The sequence below is a fragment of the Clostridium sp. UBA1652 genome (assembly GCF_002320975.1).
In the GTDB taxonomy this organism is placed as follows: Bacteria; Bacillota; Clostridia; order Clostridiales; family Clostridiaceae; genus Clostridium_T; species Clostridium_T intestinale.
In genome coordinates this window covers 7,796-30,592 of record NZ_DCLI01000045.1, presented here as the reverse complement: position 1 = coordinate 30,592, position 22,797 = coordinate 7,796, and the positions used below count along the sequence as shown (strand labels likewise).

20 protein-coding genes are annotated in these 22,797 nt (G+C 29.3%); 16 read left to right on the top strand and 4 right to left on the bottom strand.

All coding sequences use genetic code 11. The features are described from left to right. The first annotated feature begins 80 nt into the window (after nt 1-80). From B3N22_RS07890 to B3N22_RS07845, 10 genes are all read left to right on the top strand, one after another. On the top strand, nt 81-2,039 hold the full coding sequence (locus B3N22_RS07890) for a DHH family phosphoesterase (RefSeq protein ID WP_286906093.1): 1,959 nt from the start codon (nt 81-83) through the stop codon (nt 2,037-2,039). 1 nt (nt 2,040) lies between these two features. Beyond that, nucleotides 2,041-2,487 (top strand): 50S ribosomal protein L9, encoded by a 447-nt coding sequence (gene rplI / locus B3N22_RS07885; protein WP_021804019.1) that lies wholly within the window; start codon nt 2,041-2,043, stop codon nt 2,485-2,487. A 52-nt stretch (nt 2,488-2,539) separates the two neighbouring features. Next, the gene (gene lonC / locus B3N22_RS07880; protein ID WP_414632227.1) at nt 2,540-4,399 is read left to right on the top strand and encodes a Lon family ATP-dependent protease; all 1,860 of its coding nucleotides are present in this window, start codon (nt 2,540-2,542) and stop codon (nt 4,397-4,399) included. Nucleotides 4,400-4,537: 138 nt separating this feature from the next. Continuing rightward, nucleotides 4,538-5,872, top strand: a complete 1,335-nt coding sequence (locus B3N22_RS07875; RefSeq protein WP_073021249.1) for a replicative DNA helicase — start codon at nt 4,538-4,540, stop codon at nt 5,870-5,872. A gap of 478 nt (nt 5,873-6,350) precedes the next feature. Then, nucleotides 6,351-7,385, top strand: a complete 1,035-nt coding sequence (locus tag B3N22_RS07870) for an ABC transporter substrate-binding protein (protein WP_286906088.1) — start codon at nt 6,351-6,353, stop codon at nt 7,383-7,385. A 62-nt stretch (nt 7,386-7,447) separates the two neighbouring features. Next, the gene (locus B3N22_RS07865) at nt 7,448-9,145 is read left to right on the top strand and encodes an ABC transporter permease (RefSeq protein WP_286906086.1); all 1,698 of its coding nucleotides are present in this window, start codon (nt 7,448-7,450) and stop codon (nt 9,143-9,145) included. 18 nt (nt 9,146-9,163) lie between these two features. Then, nucleotides 9,164-10,237 (top strand): ABC transporter ATP-binding protein, encoded by a 1,074-nt coding sequence (locus B3N22_RS07860; protein ID WP_286906084.1) that lies wholly within the window; start codon nt 9,164-9,166, stop codon nt 10,235-10,237. A 49-nt stretch (nt 10,238-10,286) separates the two neighbouring features. After that, nucleotides 10,287-11,006 (top strand): MgtC/SapB family protein, encoded by a 720-nt coding sequence (locus B3N22_RS07855; protein ID WP_073021245.1) that lies wholly within the window; start codon nt 10,287-10,289, stop codon nt 11,004-11,006. Nucleotides 11,007-11,076: 70 nt separating this feature from the next. After that, the gene (locus tag B3N22_RS07850) at nt 11,077-12,819 is read left to right on the top strand and encodes a sensor histidine kinase (RefSeq protein WP_286906080.1); all 1,743 of its coding nucleotides are present in this window, start codon (nt 11,077-11,079) and stop codon (nt 12,817-12,819) included. Next, on the top strand, nt 12,797-14,293 hold the full coding sequence (locus tag B3N22_RS07845; RefSeq protein WP_286906078.1) for a response regulator transcription factor: 1,497 nt from the start codon (nt 12,797-12,799) through the stop codon (nt 14,291-14,293). Before B3N22_RS07850 ends, B3N22_RS07845 begins: the two co-directional genes overlap by 23 nt. Nucleotides 14,294-14,298: 5 nt before the next feature. On the opposite strand, the gene B3N22_RS07840 is transcribed toward B3N22_RS07845, so the two are convergent. Further along, nucleotides 14,299-14,709 carry an Hsp20 family protein gene (locus tag B3N22_RS07840; RefSeq protein ID WP_286906077.1) on the bottom strand — a complete coding sequence of 137 codons (411 nt, stop codon included), beginning with the start codon at nt 14,707-14,709 and terminating at the stop codon, nt 14,299-14,301. Between the two features lie 627 nt (nt 14,710-15,336). Here B3N22_RS07840 and B3N22_RS07835 point away from each other — a divergent pair. Next, nucleotides 15,337-15,480 carry a hypothetical protein gene (locus tag B3N22_RS07835; RefSeq protein ID WP_175550918.1) on the top strand — a complete coding sequence of 48 codons (144 nt, stop codon included), beginning with the start codon at nt 15,337-15,339 and terminating at the stop codon, nt 15,478-15,480. A 44-nt stretch (nt 15,481-15,524) separates the two neighbouring features. On the opposite strand, the gene B3N22_RS07830 is transcribed toward B3N22_RS07835, so the two are convergent. Next, nucleotides 15,525-16,697, bottom strand: a complete 1,173-nt coding sequence (locus B3N22_RS07830; protein ID WP_286906076.1) for an NAD(P)-dependent malic enzyme — start codon at nt 16,695-16,697, stop codon at nt 15,525-15,527. A gap of 366 nt (nt 16,698-17,063) precedes the next feature. Here B3N22_RS07830 and B3N22_RS07825 point away from each other — a divergent pair, with 366 nt between their 5' ends. Next, nucleotides 17,064-18,350, top strand: a complete 1,287-nt coding sequence (locus tag B3N22_RS07825; protein WP_286906075.1) for an adenylosuccinate synthase — start codon at nt 17,064-17,066, stop codon at nt 18,348-18,350. A 52-nt stretch (nt 18,351-18,402) separates the two neighbouring features. Here B3N22_RS07825 and B3N22_RS07820 read toward each other — a convergent pair whose 3' ends face one another. Further along, nucleotides 18,403-19,458: an AI-2E family transporter gene (locus tag B3N22_RS07820; RefSeq protein WP_286906073.1), complete on the bottom strand. Its 1,056-nt coding sequence runs from the start codon at nt 19,456-19,458 to the stop codon at nt 18,403-18,405. Nucleotides 19,459-19,619: 161 nt separating this feature from the next. Between B3N22_RS07820 and B3N22_RS07815 the strand changes: the two genes are divergently transcribed. Further along, entirely contained in the window at nt 19,620-19,802 is a 183-nt protein-coding gene (locus tag B3N22_RS07815; RefSeq protein ID WP_021804033.1) for a DUF1858 domain-containing protein, read from the top strand. Between the two features lie 73 nt (nt 19,803-19,875). After that, nucleotides 19,876-20,625, top strand: a complete 750-nt coding sequence (locus tag B3N22_RS07810) for an acyl-[acyl-carrier-protein] thioesterase (protein WP_073021231.1) — start codon at nt 19,876-19,878, stop codon at nt 20,623-20,625. Nucleotides 20,626-20,645: 20 nt separating this feature from the next. Here B3N22_RS07810 and B3N22_RS07805 read toward each other — a convergent pair whose 3' ends face one another. Further along, on the bottom strand, nt 20,646-21,887 hold the full coding sequence (locus B3N22_RS07805; RefSeq protein ID WP_286906065.1) for a BaiN/RdsA family NAD(P)/FAD-dependent oxidoreductase: 1,242 nt from the start codon (nt 21,885-21,887) through the stop codon (nt 20,646-20,648). Between the two features lie 176 nt (nt 21,888-22,063). Between B3N22_RS07805 and B3N22_RS07800 the strand changes: the two genes are divergently transcribed. Both B3N22_RS07800 and B3N22_RS07795 read left to right on the top strand, forming a co-directional pair. Further along, entirely contained in the window at nt 22,064-22,426 is a 363-nt protein-coding gene (locus B3N22_RS07800; protein WP_286906062.1) for a CoA-binding protein, read from the top strand. Nucleotides 22,427-22,443: 17 nt separating this feature from the next. Beyond that, entirely contained in the window at nt 22,444-22,590 is a 147-nt protein-coding gene (locus B3N22_RS07795; RefSeq protein WP_286906060.1) for a hypothetical protein, read from the top strand. The last annotated feature ends 207 nt before the right edge of the window (nt 22,591-22,797 follow it).

Sequence of the window (22,797 nt, the reverse complement as noted above, 5' to 3'; positions counted from 1 at the left end):
AAAAATTTATTTAAATGAATGCAAATTATTTATAGAAAAAAATAGAGTAGCCTCAAAAATAGCCATAAAGGAGGCAATTAATGAAGGAAAGTATTAAAAAGTATGATAAATTAATTATACTGATCATATTACTGACATTGGCGTCTGTATTTTATATATCAGAGAAAATAGGATACTTATTTATAACTTTATTACTGATAGTAGTAGATAGCCTCTATAATATATATAAAAGTAATCAATTACAAAAAAGTTTTTCTACGAAAATAGATAACGTTAGTAAGTATTTAACTAATTCTATAGAAAAAAACATACAAAACAACATATATCCAGTAGCTATAATAAAAGATAATGGAGACATAATATGGAATAATAAAAAGTTTCATAAAGAATTAAATTCGGATAAAAATCCACATTATAATATTTTGAACATCATTAGAGGAGTATCTTTAGATAAGCTAATTAAACAAGATACAAATATACCTCATAGAATAAATCTTAAGGGTAAGATTTATGATGTTTATGCACAGAAAATAGAATTTGTAGATGAGAAAGAATCATTTATAATATATTTTAATGATGTAACATATCTAAAAAGTAGCACTGCAACTAAAGAAAGTATCATGCTTATAGAAGTAGATAATTTAAGTGATGTAGTAAAATCTATGGAGGATGATAATGGACCTCTTTTAGTAGCAGAAGTTGAGAGAGCCATAAATAACTATGCGTCCAACCTAGGAGCAATGATAAGGAAGTATGAATCAAATAAATATGTATTATCTGTATCAAATAAATTAATTGAGGAACAGATAAAGAAAAAATTTGATATCCTTGATGCAATAAGAGATATAGATATGGGAAATAAAATAGATGTTACATTAAGTATAGGGGTTGGAATAGGTGAAAATTCATCTGCAGAAAATCATAGTTATGCAGTAACAGCAAAAGAGCTTGCTTTAGGAAGAGGCGGAGACCAAGCAGTAGTAAAATGGAAAGAAAAAATATCATTTTTTGGTGGAAATACTAAAGAACTAGAGAAAAGAACTAGAGTTAGAGCAAGGGTAGTAGCAAGAGCTTTAAAAGACTTAGTTTATGAAAGTTCTAAAGTATATATAATGGGACATAAAAATCCGGATATGGATTGCTTTGGTTCTGCTTTTGGTTTATCATCAGCAATAAAGCAACTAGGTAAGGAATGTAAGATAATACTAGGAAATGATAATAGAAATATAGAGTTCTTTATGGAGGAAGTGAAGGGTCATAGTAAATACGATGACTTATTTATTTCAGCTCAAGAAGCCGTAGAGAAAATTGATAAAGAAACTTTAGTTATAATAGTTGACGTTCATAACAGTAATTATGTTCAAGATATAGAAACTGTAAATAAAGCACAAAAATTAGTTATAATTGATCACCATAGAAGAAGTCCAGATATGATAGAGGGGGCGCTCCTAAACTTTATAGAAATATATGCCTCTTCAACATCAGAATTGGTAACAGAAGTAGTTCAATATATGCTGGATAAACCTAAACTAGAAACTATAGAAGCAGAAGCTTTACTTGCAGGTATATTTATAGATACTAAAAACTTTATATTTAAAACAGGTGTAAGAACCTTTGAAGCTGCCTCATTCTTAAGAAGATTGGGAGCTGACACAATACACATTAAAAAACTCTTCTCTGATGATTTAGAGAACTATATAAAAAAGGCAGAAACTATTAAATCAGCAGAAGTTGAAAATAATATGGCTATTGCCACCTGTCCACCAGAAACCACAGAAATTGTATTAGCAGCCCAAGCTGCGGATGATCTTCTAAATATTACTGGTATTCAAGCGTCCTTTGTATTTGTTAAAATAGAAGGAGAAATTTATATTAGTGCAAGATCACTTGGTGATATAAATGTTCAGGTTATTTTAGAAGCTTTAGGTGGTGGTGGTCATATGACTATGGCGGGAGCTAAGTTAAGTGACTTAACAATAGCTCAAGCAAAAGAAAAATTGAAAAAAGCTATAAAAAACTACTTAAAGGAAGGTGAATAACATGAAAGTAATATTACTTCAAGATGTTAAAAAAGTTGGAAAGAAAGGTGAGGTTATTGAGGCGTCAGATGGATACGCTAGAAATTTTCTATTTCCTAGGAAATTAGCACAAGAAGCTACAGGCAATAACTTACACATTTTAAATACTCAAAAAGAAAATGAAAGAAAGAAAAAATTAGCTGAAATTGAAGCTGCTCAGAAATTAGCAGGTGAATTAAAGAATAAAGAAATAACAGTAAAAGCTAAAGCAGGGGAACAAGGTAGACTATTTGGAGCTATAACTAGTAAAGATGTTGCAGCACTTATTAAAGTTCAACACAAAGTTGAAATTGATAAGAAAAAAATATCTATGGATACAATTAAGATAGCTGGAACTTATGAAATAGAGTTAAAGCTTTATCCAGAAGTTACAACAAAAATGAAGGTTGTTATTGTTCCTGAAGCATAAGGAGGATAATATATTGAGAACAAAAAATGAAGCTAATGTATTACAAGAATTGATGAATAACGAGCTTTCTTTAGAATCACAAGTTAATGTACTATTTGATATATTAAAGAATGTATTAGATGAAGGAGCTATAAGAGCAAGAACCGTAAAATATAAGCTTCAAAAATACGTTAAATCTGACTCTATATATGAAAGGGTTTATGCATTAAATAAAATTGCATCAGATGGAAAAGGAATAAAAGTAGTTCCGGATTCCAAAAATATTCATGAAGTTATGGAAGAAGTTTTTGGCTGGGTATCAGAAGAACTAGCAAGAAAATATATTCAAAATAGAATAGAGTCTGATGTAGAACAGGCACTAATGGAAAGACAAGATAAATATATTGATGAAATGAGACTTGGAATAATACGCAAACAGAAAGGTCCTGAAAATGCAAAAACTCTTAAAAAATATGCGGATTTAGAAGTCCTTGATGCTAGAAAAACAAGCAAAAATATAATGAGTTTATTAAGACCTTCAGATTTTGATGAAATAGTTGGACAGGAGAGAGCTATTAAATCTATATTATCAAAAATGGCTTCTCCATATCCTCAACATATAATTCTTTATGGACCTCCAGGGGTAGGTAAAACTACAGCTGCAAGAATAGCCCTTGAAGCCGTAAAAAAGATGAATTTTACACCTTTTGATGATGACTCAAAATTCGTTGAAGTAGATGGAACAACCGTAAGATGGGATCCAAGAGAAATAACTAATCCGTTATTAGGATCAGTTCACGACCCTATTTACCAAGGAAGTAAAAGAGACTTGGCTGAAATAGGAGTTCCAGAACCAAAGCCAGGTCTAGTAACTGAAGCTCATGGTGGAGTATTATTTATTGATGAAATTGGAGAATTAGATGATATTCTCCAAAATAAATTATTAAAAGTATTAGAAGATAAAAGAGTGGAGTTCTCATCTTCATATTATGATCCAGATGATGAAAATACACCTAAATATATAAAGTATCTTTTTGAAAATGGAGCGCCAGCAGATTTTGTATTAATAGGTGCTACAACAAGAGATCCAGGAGAAATAAACCCAGCATTAAGATCAAGATGTACAGAAGTATATTTTGAACCATTAGCAGTAAGTGACATAGAAGATATTATAAAAAATGCAGCTAAAAAACTTAATGTTATTCTAGAAGATGGTGTATCAGAATTAATAAGTAGATATACAATTGAAGGAAGAAAAGCAGTAAACATATTAGCAGATGCATATGGATATTCACTTTATAATAATAAAGAAGACATTCCAGAACAATCTACTATAACATTAAAAGATGTTGAAGAAGTATTAGCTATAGGAAGATTTATTCCTTATGAGAGATTAGATAAAAATACAGATAGTGAAGTTGGACATGTATATGGACTTGGAGTTTCAGGATTTTTAGGTTCAACTCTAGAAATAGAAGCTACAGTATATCCTGCAAAGGAAAAAGGGACAGGCTCAATAAGGTTCAATGAAACAGCAGGATCTATGGCTAAGGACTCTGTATTTAATGCTGCATCTGTTATAAGAAAAGTCACAGACAAAGATATTAAAGATTATAATATACATGTAAATGTAGTTGGTGGAGGAAATATAGATGGGCCATCAGCTGGAGTAGCTATTACAATGTGTATAATAAGTGCTTTAGAAGAAAAACCAATAAGACAAGATGTTGCAATTACAGGAGAAGTATCTTTAAGAGGTAAAGTTAAGCCTGTAGGAGGGATATTTGAAAAGATATACGGAGCAAGAAGAAAAGGAATTAATCTTGTTATCATACCTAAAGATAATGAAAAAGAGATTCCTGATGGCTTAAAAGATATTACCGTTAAAACAGTAAGCTCTGTAGAAGAGGTTATGAACATAATATTTGGTTAATACTAAAAAATAGAGGCATAGCCTCTATTTTTTATCGCATGCGAAAATATAGGTTAATTAATCCAAAGGTAATTTACTTTTGGGTGTAAAATTACTATAATCTTTTTATATAGGCATTAATATAGGGTGGTGAAGAGTATGGAAAACAGCATAATGAAGAGTTTGCCACAAAGCATTGAAGCTGAGCAATCTGTAATAGGGTCAATGATTATAGATAAAACAGCTATAGCTCAAGCAGCAGAAGGTTTAAAAGAAGAAGATTTTTATAGAGATTCACATAAAGTAATATTTAAAGCAATAATAAAAATGTTTCAAAAAGATATGGCTGTAGACTTAGTAACATTATTAGAGTATTTAAAATCTACTAGTCAACTTGAAAATGCAGGGGGAGCCACTTATGTTACTGAGATAAGCGGATCAGTTCCAACAACTGCAAATTTAAGTTCATACATAAAGATTGTTTCAGAAAAGTCTTTACTAAGAAGGCTTATAAGGGCGTCTACTGAGATTATTGAGTCTAGTTATAACGAGCAAGGCAATGTAGAAAAAGTATTAGATACTGCTGAGAAAAGAATATTTGATATATCTGAGAAGAGAAGCACCTCTGATTATGAAGCTCTAAGCGATGTTTTGGAAAGAAGTTTTCAACAAATAGAGAAGCTTTTTAATAATAAAGGGGATATAACTGGAGTAGGATCAGGCTTTATGGATTTAGATGCAAAAACATCAGGCTTTCAAAAAGGTGACATGGTTCTGATTGCGGCAAGACCATCAATGGGAAAAACTACGTTTGCACTAAATATAGCTGAGCATGCAGCTTTAAGAGAAGGAAAAAGTGTAGTTATATTTTCTCTGGAAATGTCTAAAGATCAGCTTGCATACAAATTACTTTGTTCAGAGGCAAATGTAGATATGCTTGCGCTTAGAACGGGAAACTTAGAAGACAAAGATTGGGATAGCATAGCTAGGGCTTCAGGACCATTATCAAAGGCTAAAATATATATTGACGATACAGCCGGCGTAACAGTAATGGAAATGAGAAGCAAGTGTAGAAGAATAAAAATAGAACACGGCATAGATCTAATAATGATAGACTATCTTCAGCTTATGTCGGGTTCAGGAAGTGAAAGTAGACAACAAGAAGTTTCTGAAATATCAAGAAGTATAAAAGCATTAGCTAAAGAAATGGAATGCCCTGTAATAGCCTTATCACAGCTATCACGTGCTCCAGAGCAAAGAGCAGACCATAGACCTATGTTATCTGACTTAAGAGAATCTGGGTCAATAGAGCAGGATGCTGACGTTGTTATGTTTTTATATAGAGATGAATACTATAACAAAGAAACAGAAGAAAAAAATGTAGGTGAATGTATAATAGCAAAGCAAAGAAATGGTCCTGTAGGAACGGTAAAGCTTGCATGGTTGGGACAATTCAGTAAATTTGGTAATTTAGACACTGTTCATAGGGATTAATGTTATATAATGAACTATCTTAAAAGCTATCACAATTATTTTGTGGTAGCTTTTTTTTCGATATATAAAAACCATTAAAACTATTTTAACTTCTGATTTGTAGAGGCTTTTTCTCAAGTTCCATTAAAATCCTTTTAGTAATTATGTTTAATAAGAAGTTAAGCACTTTATTACTGTAGAAGCGTTCCTCAGCTTCATCAAAGTTATTTTGCTTGATTTATGTTTAATAAGAAGTTAAGTACTTAAATAGAAAAATAGAAAAGTAGAAAAGTACTTAAATAGAAAAATAGATATCTATTTATATATATAACTATATAACTATATAACTATATAACTATATATAGCATTTATGCGGGTTACAGCTAGGTATGTAATAAATTTTTACCTATATGTATGAAATTATTACCTTAATAAACAAAAATGAAATTGTTTACTGTAAAATAATCTTGTAATAAAAATGAGTTGGAGGGGTTCATTAATGAAAAAAAGAAGAATATTAGCTTTAACACTAAGTACGTTAATGTTAGCTGGAGCTATTACAGCATGCGGTAAGAAGGATGACTCAAGTGCTGATGGCAAGAAGGATTTAAAATTAACAATTTACTGCGGATTAATGGAAGATCACATGGTAAAGGTTGTAGAAGAATTTAAAAAAGAAACAGGGGTTCAGGCTGAAGCTGTTAGAATGTCTTCTGGAGAAATTTTAGGAAGAATAAGAGCAGAAAAGGATAATCCAAAAGCATCAGTATGGTATGGGGGACCAGCAGATGCTTTTGTTCAGGCAAGTGAAGAAGGTTTACTTGAAAATTATATATCTAAAAATGCATCAGATATACCAGATAAATATAAGGATAAAGATGGAGCATGGACAGGAATATATGTTGGATATTTAGGGTTTGCGTCTAACAAAAAATTATTAGATGAAAAGGGGGTTAAGGCACCAACTTCATGGAAAGATTTATTAAAACCAGAATTCAAGGGACAAGTATCTATAGCTAATCCTGGATCTTCAGGAACTGCTTATACAATGTTAGCAACAATGATACAGTTAATGGGCGAAGAAGAAGGATTAAAATATATGAAGGAGCTAAATGCTAATATTAAGTCTTATGAAAAATCTGGAACTGCTCCAGCTAGAATGGCTGGACAAGGTGAAGTAATGGTTGGGATATCATTTTTACATGATGGAATTAAATATAGAGAAGAAGGAATGAAGGATTTAGTATTAACAGCACCTGTAGAAGGTACCGGCTATGAGATAGGTTCAACAGCAATTCTTAAAGGTGGTCCAGATCAAGAGGCTGATAAGATGTTTATAGATTACGTATTAACAAAAGAGGTTCAAGAGCTTGGAAAAACTGTAGGTTCCTATCAATTCTTAACAAATGAAAAAGCTGTAGCACCAGAGTTAGCAAATGAAATCAAAGACACAAAATTAATTGACTATGATTTAGATTGGGCAGGTAAAAATAGAAGTGCTTTAGTTGAAAAATGGAATCAAGCAATAAAATAAATTATTAATAGAGGGGTTTTATCCCCTCTATTATAAAATAATTTTATATAGGAGTGGTAAAAATGGGTTTTAGTTCGCGAAAAATTCGGATGAAACATGAAATAAATGATATGAAAAAGATTTGGAGAGATCCAATGCTTTTAACAACTATAATATTTTTAATAATTACGTTATCAATATTTATAATATACCCATTATATTCGGTATTAAAAGTAAGTTTTATAGAAAATCAAGGGTTTTCTATGAATGCATATCTAAAGGTATTAAGAGATATTGATTTTAGAAAGACATTTTTAAACACATTATTATTAGGAACTACAGTGGGAATATTAGCAACATTAATAGGCTTCATATTTGCTTATGCAGATGCTTACATGCGTTCGCATTTTAAAAGATTATTTAAAATAGTATCGATATTACCAGTAATATCACCACCGTTTGTATTAGCTTTATCAGCTATAATGTTATTTGGACAATTTGGATTAGTGACAAGGCAACTCCTTGGTATAACTAATTTTAATATATACGGATTTAAGGGAGTAGTTATGGTTCAAACCATGACATTTTTTCCAGTGGCTTATCTTTTACTTATAGGATTATTAAATAGAATAGACCCCTCTTTAGAAGAGGCAGCAAGAAATATGGGAGCCTCTAGATGGAAAACCTTTAGGACAGTTACGCTACCACTTATGCTACCAGGACTTGCAAATGCGTTTTTATTAACTTTTATAGAAGTTGTTGCAGACTTTTCTAATCCTATGGTTATAGGAGGAAACTTTTCAACCTTAGCAACAAAAATATACATGCAGGCAATAGGAAACTATGATATGGCAGGAGGAGCAGCTATAGCAGTGGTATTACTTTGTTTATCTATTTTATTGTTTGTAGTTGAAAAATTCTGGCTAGAGAAAAAGTCCTACGTTACAGTAACAGGTAAGGCATCAAGAGAGAGAGATTTAATTAAAGAAAATCATATAGTATGGCCGATAGATATATTTTGTTTATTAGTTTCTATATTTGTATTTTCATTTTACTTATTAATACCATTAGGTGGCTTTTTTAAGGTAATGGGAATAGATTATTCATTTACATTAAATCATTTTAAATATGTATTTGATTTAGGAATGAAGTCGCTTAAAGATACAACAATTCTATCTTTATGGGCTACCCCTATAACAGGTATATTAGGGATGGTTATAGCATTCCTTATAGTAAGAAAGAAATTCTGGGGAAAAGGTTTTATAGAATTTACATCCTTACTAGCTATGGCTGTACCAGGAACTGTTTTAGGACTAGGTTATATAAGTGCATATAATACTAAGCCCCTTATATTAACGGGGACAGCTTTAATAATAGTAATAGCATTTATAGTTAGAAGTATTCCTGTAGGTGTAAGATCAGGAGTAACTGCACTTCAGCAGATAGATCCTGCAATAGAGGAAGCGGCTCAAGACTTAGGCGCTAGTACAATTAAAGTATTTACTTCAGTTACTTTACCATTAATAAAATCTGCATTTTTTAGTGGGTTAGTATATACATTTGTTAGGAGCATGACAGCTGTAAGTGCAGTTATATTTTTAGTAACTCCTAAATATCAATTGCTTACAGCATCTATATTATCTCAGGTTGATAATGGTAGATTTGGAGTTGCATCAGCATTTTCAACAATATTAATAATTATAGTTTATGCAGCAATAGCTATAATGTATTTTGTTTTAGGTAAGTTTGGAGTAAGTAAAACAGAAAGTAATATTATATAACTAATAGAGGTGAGAGATATGCAAAGAAGTAAAGGTGTAAATATAAAAGATATAACTAAGATATATATAACTCATGAAAAAAAATCAGAATTTAAGGCCGTAGATAATGTCTCTGTAGATATAAATGCAGGAGAGTTTGTTACTCTTTTAGGTCCTTCTGGATGTGGAAAAACCACTATACTTAGAATGATAGCTGGGTTTGAAGTGCCAACAGATGGAGAAATATATCTAGGTGGTGATGTTATAAATGATTTAACTCCAGATAAAAGGGACACAGCCATGGTATTCCAAAGCTATGCTTTATTTCCTCATTTAAATATATATGATAATGTAGCATATGGATTAAAATTAAAAAAGATATCAAAAGAGGAAATAAAAAACAGAGTAAATGATATAATAAATTTAGTAGGGCTTGAAGGGATGGAACTAAGATATCCAAACCAACTGTCAGGTGGACAACAGCAAAGGGTAGCTTTAGCTAGAGCTTTAGTTATGGAGCCAGGAGTACTACTATTTGATGAACCTTTATCAAACCTTGATGCTAAATTAAGGGTATATATGAGAACAGAGATAAGAAAGATACAGAAAAAAGTTAAAATTACAGCTATATATGTAACTCATGATCAATCAGAAGCTATGAGTTTATCAGATAGAATAATAATAATGAATAAGGGTGTTATTGAACAAGTAGGAACACCTAAGGAGATATATTATAAACCAGCATCAGAGTTTGTTGCAGACTTTATAGGTGCGGCTAACTTTTTAAATGGAAAAATATTAGAGAAAAAAGACGAGAAAATTAAGCTTGATATAGAGGGAAATATATTAGAATTAAAATATAATGGTAGCAAAGAAGTCGGGGATATATGTAAAATTATTTTAAGACCTGAAGCTATAAAAATTGGTCATAAGGGTAAAATATCTGGGAATATAGTAGATTCTACATTTATGGGAACATTCCAAGATTATAGAGTTAAAGTTGGAGAAAAAGTAGTAATGGTAGAAGATAATAATCCTCAAGGTAAGGATGTATTTGAGGTAGGACAAGATATAATGTTAGACTTTATATCTGACAACGTTCATATTCTTTAGAAATATTAAATATAATAAAAGACAATAATCAAGAGGGGTTGAGGTGATAATGTCAACTATTGAGATCATTTTAAGATTAAGCTTAGCCATATTAATAGGAGGAGCTATAGGATATGAGAGAGCTTTTAGAAATAGCCCTGCGGGATTTAGGACACATATTCTTGTGTGCGTAGGTGCGGCTATAATATCATTAATTCAGATTAATATGGCAAATGAGGCTATTAAAATGATTTCTGATAGACCTGAGCTAGCTCAGGTAATAAAAGTAGATTACGGTAGATTAGGAGCTCAAGTGATAAGTGGGGTAGGATTTTTAGGTGCAGGTACAATACTCCATACAAAAGGTTCTATAAAAGGGTTAACTACGGCGGCTACTCTTTGGGTTGTTGCGTGTGTAGGTTTAGCTATAGGAATGGGGTATTATGAAATAAGTATATTTTCAGGGGTAGCTATAGTTTTAATACTCGTAATTCTTAAGAGATTTCAAAATAAATTTATATCTCAAGCAGGAGTTACCAAGATAGAGATACATTTTCTTGATAAAAAAAAGCTCCTACAATTTCTGGAGGAATACTTCAATTACAAAAATATTCTTATAAAAAATATAGAGTTTTCTATAAATGAAGAAGAGGATACTTACTTTCAAAATGAAAAGCTCCATACATGCTTATATACGATTAAATTGCCTAAATATATGGATGGTACTAGAATTCTAAATGAAATAATTTTAAATGATAATATAATAAAAGCTAGTGAAATAGAGGAATAAGATAAACGACGGACAAGAGTCTGTCGTTTATTGGTATTGAAATAATATATATGCAGGGAGAGTATACGCTGTGAAAAATCAAACTTTTAGAAAAAAACTACAGACTACTTTTTTAATTGTTGGGGTAATTCCATTATTGATACTTGCTATATATAATTTTATATTTGAAGTAAGATATTCAACTAAAAGTATAGAAAAGTATACTGAAAGTAATATAAAGTTAACAGCAAATTTATTAGATGATAATATGAATAATTTCTTTAATATAGTAAATTTTATAGCACAAAATGAAGAAGTAAGAAAAATAGCAAATAAAAACGATGAATACGTTGACAGGAATGAAAGGTTTGAAGATACACAAAAAATGTATACTATAATAAATGGTATAACAGCTGCACAAGCTTTGAAAATACCCATACATATAGTTAATAAAAATGGTATGAGTAGATTTTCTACAACTAATTATTATAAACCTATATATAGTGATGAAAGAGGAAATTTTTTTGATACATTAGCTAAAAATGAAGGGAAGGTAGTCAAACAGATACATAGAAGAGTAGATGGTGAAAATGCTCAGGATATAGTAATGGTAATAGGAGAGGCTATAAAAAATAAGGATAGTGGAGAAATAATAGGGTATGTTGTAGCAGATATCTATGATAGTTATTACGATAATATATTAAATAATATATCTTTTGTAGAGAATAGTAATATTTATTTATTAGATGAAAAGGGTTATATAGTAACTGATAAATTACTTAAAAATCAAACAGGATTTAGATTTAATGAAGAGTATTTAAAAAAAATGAATAAAGAAAATGGGGATCTAAGTATTAATATAAATAATGAAAAATATAAGGCATACTATACTACTTCTAAAAGCAATAATGTAAAAGTTATTCAAACTATACCATCTAATTATTTCTTTACAGAAGCCTTTAAGAATATTGAAATATTTATGATTATAATTTTATTCGTTGCAATAATTGGTTATGTTTTATCAAGAATACTTTCTAATAAGATATCTAAACCAATTCATGAGATATCATTACAGATGAAGGAAGTTGAATTAGGAAATAGAGATGTTTATGTAGATTTTAATAGTAATGACGAAACAGGCCTATTAGTAAAAAGATTTAATAATATGATAAAAGAGATAAATAGATTAATAGAAGAGGATTATAAAAAACAAATATTAATTCAGCAAACAGAATTTAAGGCTTTAAAGGCTCAAATAAACCCTCATTTCCTCTATAATGCACTAAATTCTATAAGTTGGATGGCTAGATTAGGATTAAATAATGAAGTAGAAGATATGACTAATGCACTTAGTAAGTTTTTTAGATATAGTATAAGCAATACTGGGGAAATAGTTGACGTTAAGCAAGAGATAGAGCAGATAAACAATTATTTAAAGATACAAAAAAATAGATACAGAGATAAACTTAGCATATCAATAGAAGTAAGTGAGGAGATCTTAAATCTAAAAATATTAAAATTAATATTACAGCCTTTAGTAGAGAATGCAATAATACATGGGCTTGAACCTAAGATAGATTCAGGTACATTAATAATAAAAGGTTTTATTAAAGATGGCTTATTAATATTTAAAATAATTGATGACGGAATAGGGTTTGGACAAAGTAAACATAATGGAGAAGGAATTGGGATAAGTAATGTAAACAAGAGAATAAAAATTTATTATGGAAAGGATTACGGAGTAACCTATAGTAATATAAATGGATTAACAGAGGCATTAATAAGAATTCCTAAAGATGGTGGTGTTAATAATGATAAAAACCATAATAGTTGATGATGAGTATTATGCAAGAGAAGGGATGAAAAGAACAATACCTTGGAATAAACTGGAATGTGAAATATGTGGTGAAGCAGATAATGCGTTAAAAGCCATTGAGGTAGCAAAAGTATATAAGCCGGAGTTAATTATAACGGATATAAACATGCCTGGGATAGATGGAATTTCTATGTCCCAGGAAATAAAAAAATATTTACCAAGTAGTAAATTTATTATAATTACTGGGTATGATGATTTTCAATATGCTAGAAGAGCTATTAAAATGAATGCATTAGATTTTATTTTAAAACCTATAGATTATGAAGAACTTATAAATGCAATAAAAAACGCAGTAGAAGTAATTAAGGAAGAAAAAAGTAATAGTATAATATCTAGAGAAAAGATGCTACTTGAGATAATAAGAGGACAAAGAAAAATTAATGAGATCTATAATTTTTGGGATAATCAAGATGAAGTGAAAATTTCATTGATAGAAAATGACTATTATGATTATTATGCTAAGAGTTTGCAGAGTAATGTTAATTACAGTATTATAGATCATTTAAAAAATAGATTAAAAGATATATTTAAAGAAAAAGGCTATGTAATAGAGGCACATCAGCATAGGATTGTAGTTATATTTAAAACAGACATTGATTTAGAAAATAGTATATTAAGTTTAAAATATGAAACAGAAAATAAATATAAAACTGTTATTTCTGTAGCTCTAACTCAATATGATAAGGTGGAAAATATAAAAAGCTTATATGATAAAAGTAAAGAACTGCTTGATAATAGATTTAATCTCAATAAAAGATTGATAATTAAAAATAAGCTACAGGCAAATAAGAGCTTTGATAGAAAAATAGCTTCACAAATAATAGAGGACATAGTTCTATCAGTTAATGCCAAAAAGAAAGATAAAGTAATATTATACGTTGATAAACTCTCAGCATATTTCAAAGATGTAAACTTAAATAAAGCCACTGTAATAAATATGGTTATGCAAATAATTATTTCATTTAAAGAAGAAATGGAAAATTATAAGATAGATATAAATATAGAAGAAAAATCGGATATTTATAACAGTAAATACCTAGAGGATATAATAAAGTTTTTAAAAAGTTATTTATTAGATGTTATAGAGAAGTTAAGAGAAAAAAGTTCTAAGCTTGAAGATACATCTATGGAGAAAGCACTTATATATATACAAAAAAATTATAAGAAAAATATATCTTTAGGAATTGTTGCAAAAGAGGTGTATTTAAATGAAAGTTATTTAAGTAGAAGTTTTAAAAAGTATAAAGGGATGAGTTTTACAGAATATATAACAAAACTAAGAATGAAAAAGGCAATTGAATTGATGAAGACAGGAAAGAGCATCAATGAAATAGCAAGTGAAGTAGGATATACTGATTATAGAAACTTTTCTTTAAATTTTAAAAAGTATACAGGCTATATTCCAAGGGAATACTTAAAAAAGAGTGATTAAAAAAATTAATCACTCTTTTTTAAATCCTTTTGTAAACTTAAAGCTAACTCACCTTTTTCTAAAGTATAACGAATAGTTTCCATTTTTATATCAGGCACATAGAACATTCTTCTGGTTTCACCATAATATCTCTCATTAAAAAGAGTATCGGTTGATGTTGTATCAGCTTCGGCTCTCTTTATAGCGATAACTAAAAAGTTATTTTCGTAAGTAATAGTTAAATCTTGCTTATCCACACCAGGAATATCAGCATAAACAATAAATTCTTTAGAGGTTTCCAAAACATGAGTCTTAAAGTTTTTTTCATTTTCTAAGATTTTAAAATCTTCATTAAGGTAAACTTTTTCCCATAATACATCAAAAAACTCTCTAGATGTCATTGAATAAGTAGACTTTGTAGAAAGTAGATCTCTCATAAATGAAGCCTCCTTTCCTATTACAACTTTATTTTATGGATGTAATTAAATCATGATACTGTAATGTTATTGGAGTAGTATATAAAACTTAAAACAAGAGCATAATATTAGTAATAAAAGTTTTTAATAAATCTATTGACAGATATAGAAATATAAAATATACTATATTTAAAGATAGTGATAATCATTATCAAGTAAATAATTATTCTTGAATTTAGAACTGGCAAACACACATATTAGTAACAAAGTAAAACTCCTCTTAATATTACTTTTGTTAGGAAAAACCTAGGTACTGGGCATACCTAGGTTTTTTGTTTTATAAAAGTATAAAAAGTAAGTTCAATAAAATTTATCATAAAAGTTTAAAAATAATATAAAAGAAGTAATTGACAAGAATATAATCATAAGATATACTATATTTATAGCAAGTGATAATCATTATCAGGGCAAGAAGTGATTATTATTGAATTTAGAACTGACAAGCACACATATTAGTAACAAAGTAAAACTCCTCTTAATATTACTTTTGTTAGAAGAATCTAGGTACTGGGCATACCTAGATTTTTTTGCATATACAAATATGTTTAGGAAAAACTATTAGAGAATTAAATTAAAGGAGTGATATGTTTGGCTAAGAATAGAAGTATTAATCCAGAAAATCAATCGTTAAAAGATAAAAGTGAACAATCAGCTAATGCTATTAATGGGTTTAATAATAATGGAAATGCAGGAAAACAAGCAGGAAGAATAAATACTAAAGGGAAAAAATAGAGTTTATAAAAGGATATCTTAAAGTTAAGATATCCTTTTGAATGTTATATACGTGATATACCACTTTCTATAGCAGCTTTTTTTACGGCTTCTGCAACTTTATTTTGAACTGTTCTATCGAAAGATTTTGGGATAATATAATCCTCATTCAGTTCATCTTCTGAAATAGCATTAGCTATAGCATAAGCAGCGGCAACTTTCATTTCTTCATTTATATCTTTTGCTCTAACATCAAGAGCGCCTCTAAATATCCCTGGAAAAGCTAATACGTTATTTACTTGATTAGGGAAGTCAGAACGACCAGTACCTATTACTCTTGCGCCAGCTTCTTTAGCGTCTTCTGGGAAAATTTCTGGTATAGGGTTTGCCATAGCAAAAATGATAGAATCTTTTGCCATAGATTTAACCATATCTTTAGAAACTGAATTTGGAGCAGAAACACCTATAAATACATCAGAGTTTTTAATAACATCCTCTAAAGATCCTGACTCATTATTAGGATTTGTTATTTGAGCTAATTCTTCTACAGATGAGTTTTTGAAAGTCATATTTCTATGTATAGCCCCATCTCTATTACAAACAATAATGTTTTTAACACCAGAAGAAAGTAATAATTTACATATAGCAGTTCCAGCTGCACCAGCTCCATTCATTACTATTTTTAAATCCTTAAGATCTTTTTTTACTATTTTTAAAGCATTTAATAAACCAGCTAAGGTAACTATAGCAGTTCCATGTTGGTCGTCATGAAATACTGGAATGTCTAGCCTTTCTTTTAATCTTTTTTCAATTTCAAAACATCTTGGAGCAGAAATATCTTCTAAATTTATTCCTCCTAATGAAGGGGATATTCGTACAATTGTATCTACTATTTCATCAACATTTTTTGTATCTAAAACTAATGGAAAAGCATCTACATTTCCAAATTCTTTGAATAGGATACTTTTACCTTCCATAACAGGTAAGGAAGCTAAAGGTCCTATATCACCTAATCCTAAAACTGCAGTGCCGTCTGAGATTACAGCAATAGTGTTCCACTTTCTAGTATACTCATAAGCAGTAGATGGATCTTTATGTATCTCTTTACATGGTTCAGCGACACCAGGAGTATAAGCTAAACTTAAGTCCTTAGAGTTTTCTATTTTTACTCTTGAGATTATTTCAAGTTTACCTTTTTTTTCTTTATGAAATTTTAAAGACTCTTCATATATGTTCATAAAACACCTCTTCGACATATTTATTATTTAAGTATATTATAAACAAAATTATCGTTATTTCAAAAGATAATTATAATAAATAGTGGTTGAAGCTATATATACTTTATTATTTATATAGCAAAAGCCTATAGTTTCACGAATTTTTATAAACATATGAATATAAATATTCGCTAATTTATTGACCTTAAGAATTTACTTTGATAGTATTGTATAGGGGACAAGTTTAATGCTTATAAATTTTTCCCAATAGTGAATACTAAGATAAAACTCTCTACTTTACTTGGGAGTTTTATGATTAAAGACATATTTTAAGTAGATGAAATAAAGCTAATATTATATATTAGTACATTTAAGGAGGAAATTTATATGTCAGCATTTGTTGTATTAGGTGCTCAATGGGGAGACGAAGGAAAAGGTAAAATGACAGATTACCTAGCAGAAGAAGCAGATGTAGTAGTTAGATTCCAAGGAGGAAACAACGCAGGACATACAGTAGAAGTTGAGGATAGACAATATAAACTTCGTTTGATTCCATCAGGTATATTACACGATGATAAGTTGAATGTAATAGGTAATGGTGTTGTTGTAGATCCTATAGCTCTATTTGAAGAGATAGATTATCTTGAGAGAGAAGGAGTTAAAGTTACTCCAAAGAAACTTATAATAAGTGATAGAGCTCATGTTATAATGCCATATCATAAAGTTTTAGATAAATTAAAAGAAAAATCAAGAGGAAAAAATGACATAGGTACAACTGGTAGAGGTATAGGACCATGTTATACAGATAAATTTGAAAGATGCGGAATAAGAATATGCGATCTTATGAGCGAAACCTTATTTAAAGATAAATTACAACAAAATATAGAAGCTAAGAATCCTTATATAACTAAGGTTTTAGGTGGAGAAGAATTAAGTTTTGAAGAAATAGCTTCAGAATATTTAAGTGTTGCAGAAAGACTAAGACCATACGTACAAGATACATCAGTTAGAGTTTATAATGAGATAAAGGCTGACAAAAATGTTTTATTTGAAGGTGCTCAAGGAATGTTACTTGATATAGATTATGGTACATATCCATATGTTACATCATCAAATACTACAGCTTGTGGAGTTGCTAGTGGTGTTGGTATTGGACCTAATATGGTAACTAATGCAGTAGGGATTGCAAAAGCATATACTACAAGAGTTGGTAAAGGACCATTCCCAACAGAATTAGATAATGAAATAGGAGAATGGATAAGAGAAAAAGGCCATGAGTATGGAGTTAATACTGGAAGATCAAGAAGATGCGGATGGTTAGATCTTGTAATATTAAAAACAACTGTAAGAGTATCTGGATTAACTTCTCTTTGTATAACAAAGATAGATACTTTAGCAGGACTTGAAAAAATAAAAATGTGTGTAGGATATAAATTTGAAGATAAAGTAATAGATTATTTCCCAGCATCTTTAGAAGATTTAGCTAAGTGTGAACCTATATACGAAGAATTTGATGGATGGGATGATTCTGTAGCTGATGCAAGAAGTTATGAAGAATTACCAGAAAATGCAAAGGTATATTTAAAAAGAATAGAAGAAGCTACAGGGACTAGGGTTTCTATAGTTGGAGTAGGTCCAAAGAGAGATCAAACTATAAGAGTAGGCGAAATCTAATTAATTAGCTGTATAAAGCAAAGGAAAAGTGCTTTATACAGCTAATTTTATTTTATGATTTATCTAAATCAATTTCTCTATTTTCCCATATAATTTTTAATATAGCATAAATAGGAACCACTAAAAATGCTCCAGGTATGCCAAAGAGAGTAGCAGCACCTATAACTAAAAATATGTCTGTAAGTGGGTGAATCTTCATAGCTTTAGACATAATTAATGGAACTACGAATCTGCCCTTTATAGTTTGAGCTATCATAAAAACAATAGTTAATTTAATAATCATTGGAATACCTAGAGTAAGAGCAATTATATAGGGAATTATCATGGAAATAAAGAATCCCAAAAATGGTATAAAAGCTAAAATAAATGTTGATATAGCAAATATTAATTTCCCAGGAAAATTTAAAATCCAGTAACCTATAAAAACTAATACTGCAAGGCAAAATGCAACAGATGCCTGACCTGTTATGTAATTAAATAAAGCATCATCAGCCTTATTTATAATTGTTTCAGCTCTTGAATGATTTTTTATAAATGGAAGATTACTTAAAGATTTTTTGAGTTTTTTATCATCTTTTAAAAGATGATAGGTTATTAATAAAAATAAGATTACATTAGCAAATAGATTCCAACCAAAGTCAAGTACAATCTTGAATATACTTCCTATCTTATATATATAATTTTGGCTTTGCTGAAGTAAAGAGGATTTTATATTATCAATATCTATGTAGTTCTCCAACCAAGCATTAATATCATTAAATTTAGTTAAATCAAAGTTTTTAATGGAGTAACTTACTCTATCTATAAGTAAATAAACTTTATTTACAAGGCTTCTTGATATTGATGATACTAATAATGCAAATACTAAACATGATATAAGTAATGATAGAAAAATTGAAAACCTTATTTTAAAACCTTTTTTCAAAAATATATTTCTTAGTGGTCTTATTAAATAATATAAAAAAGCGCCTATGACTATAGGTAGAAATATAGCTATTAAGAGTTTCTTTATTAAAATAATTAATAAGGGAGTTTTAGAGAATAATATTATTAATAAAAGTACTAAGTTATAGATTAATAAATTAATTAGTATGTTTTTTTTATTCATAGTATTGCTCCTTTTAATGTTGTCTTTAGTTAGTATTTACAATAGTTTAGGCAAATATGTTTGTTACAAGTTAAATCCGACCATTTTACTTGACTTTCTTTTAACAAAGATATATAATTTCTTTATGTTAAATAAAATGATAAAAGTGAGGGTGGTATATTATGGTAACTAAAGACATGACAATAGGTCAAGTAGTAAGGGAAAATCCAGATAAAGTAGATGTACTTATGAGTTTTGGAATGGGTTGTGTAGGATGCCCATCAGCTCAAGCAGAAACTTTAGAAGAAGCGGCTATGGTACATGGATTAAATGTTGAAAATTTATTAGAAGCATTAAATAAATAGACATAATTAAAGGCTAACAAGTTAAACTTGTTAAGCCTTTTTGTTTATTGAAATAGGTTTAAGGGAGATCGTTATGGGGAGAGTTTTTGAAAAACAATATGAAATAAATTATTATAATTTAGATAATAGTTTAAAATGTAAAATAACTTCTATATTAGATTTTTTCTGTGATATAGGTATGCAGCAATCAGAAGAGCTTGGTGTAGGGGTGGATTCCTTAACTGGAAGAAACTTAACATGGGTATTTTATAAATACAATATAAATATGAAAAGATACCCTAGATATGGGGAAAAAATAAAAATAATAACAGATCCAATAGGCTTTAAAAAGTTTTATGCCTTTAGAGATTATACAATATTAGATGAAGCCGATAAGATTATAGGTGAAGGAAAGAGCCTTTTCTTTCTAATAGATTTAGCTAAAAGAAGACCTGCTAGAATACCAAGGGATTTGTATGAAGCTTATGGATGTGCGGATGAAATAAAGGATAATCCAACAATAGTAGATCCAGAAAAACTGGAAGAAGATCAATATTTTAGAGAGTTTTATGTAAGACGTAGTGATATAGATTCTAACAAACATGTAAATAACACTAAGTATGTTGAATGGGCTCTAGAAGTTATTCCAGATGAGATAGTTGATGAATATGAATTAGATAATATTAGTATTATATATTCTAAAGAAATCACTTATGGACATATGGTAAAAACTAAATGTTCAGTTCATAATGAAGAAAATGGAGTAATAAAAATTCGTCATTTAATTCAAGATGATGAGGGAAGAGATATTACTCTTATAAATACTTTTTGGAGAAAAAACTAGCAAAAGAATTTAATCTTTTGCTAGTTTTTTAATGCAGTCGCAACTGTATAAGCTGAGCTCCAAGCCCATTGTAAATTAAATCCACCGCAATCTCCATGAACATCTAAAATTTCACCAGTAAAATATAAATTATCAATAATTTTAGACTCCAAAGTTGAACTATTAACTTCAGAAGTATTTATTCCACCTGACGTAACTTGAGCATTGTTAAATCCATTTGTCCCGACGCAAGAGAATTGCCATTTTTTCATTAGAGAAATAATATTTGATTTTTCTGACCAAGTTAAATCACACACTGGTTTATGTAAGTCATTTATTTTAGCTTCTTTTAGGAATATAGGAATTAATTTTTTATTCAGAACACCTATGAGAGAATCTATAACTTTTCTATGAGAAAACATACTAAAATGACCATATATAAAATTTTCAATATCTTCTTTAGATTTATTAGGAAATAAATCTACAACTACGCTAACTTTCTTATCATTCTCTAAGGATTTAGATGCAATATGAGAAAGCTGAAGGATCGGTGGGCCAGAGATGCCGTAATCAGTAAAAAGTACCTCTCCAAAATCACTTCTTATGACAATATCATCAACTAAAATTGAAGCAAGAGCATCAAACTTAATGCCAGACAAAGCTTTTAAGCTAGGATAGTTAAGCTTTAATTGTACTATAGCAGGAAGCGGTTTTATTATGCTATGGCCTAATTCTTTAGCAAGTTTATAACCAGAACCATCTGAGCCTGTTTTTTCAGCAGATTTTCCTCCGCAAGATAAAATAAGTTTATCACAAGAAAACTCACTCAAATCAGCATTATCTGTGGATAAAATAAATTTTTTGCGTTTGTGGATAGATTTAATTTTACAGGAGTTATACACAGGGATTTTTCTATCCTCTAAAGCTAAACGAAAAATATCCACAACGGAAGAAGCCTGAAGAGACTGTGGATAAAGTTTACCTTTTTCTAATTCAACAATAGGTAATCCTAAAAATGAAAAAAAGTTTAAGGTATCTTCTACAGAAAATTTATTTAAAGCTTCAATAAAAAAATTCTCAGTATCACTGTAATAACCTGAAAAGGGATAATCTATATTATTATTTGATATATTACACCTACCATTACCAGTAGTTAAAATCTTTTTTCCGACTCTGTCTGTACCTTCAACAATTGCTACATCTAGCCCAAAATCTTTTAAAAGTATTGCACTCATTAATCCTGATGCACCACCACCAACTACGAGTATATTATGATGAATCATTAGGAAACCTCCTTCACTATATTGGAATAAATAAATTGTATCATTATTGAAATAATATAACTAGAGTTTATATTTATAATAAATTTTATATAAATAAAATTAATGGTAGTATATATTAATAAATAACGAAATTTATTATAATAAAATTATAGAATTAGAAAAAAGGAGATTTTTTTATGAAAGCTACAGAATTATTAAAATATAAAAATTGGGTTGTAATAGGTGACACATTAAATAAAGATAAGTATGCTAGTAAAATACTGAGCAAGTTAATTTCAAGAGGGTATAATACTGAAGGTGTCCATCCTAAAGGTGGAGAAAATATTTATAAAACATTGGGAGATGTACCATATAAAATTGATGTTATAGATTTATGTATAAATCCTTTAAGTGGAATAAAATTTATAGAAGAAGCAAAAGCTTTAGGTATAAAATATATACTAATACAACCAGGAGCAGAAAGTAGAGAAATCTTAAGCTACTGCAAAGATAATGATATTATAGCTATTGAAGGCTGTGCATTAGTAGCTCTTGGCTAAGAAAAGGAGAAGGTCTAATGGATAATGATAAAAACAGAAAAAAAGATAGAGAAAAGTCTAATGCAGAATTAAGAAAAATGAATCCTAAAAATGGTGCTGAAATTGGAGTAATAGATGGAGAAAAGATAGGTCATTACGCGAATTCTAAAGATCATAGTAAATAATATAAAAAAGCTATCAAAAAATGATAGCTTTTTTAAAAGTTTTATTAGAATTATGTTTATAATTAAGATAAAATCAATATTTAAGGCAGTATTTAAAAAAAAATAAAAAAAGTGTTGACACTATTATCAATTTTAGGTATCATATTCATTGTCGGGTCGCAAGATAAGGCGACAATAGATTAAATAATTATGGCCCCTTGGTCAAGC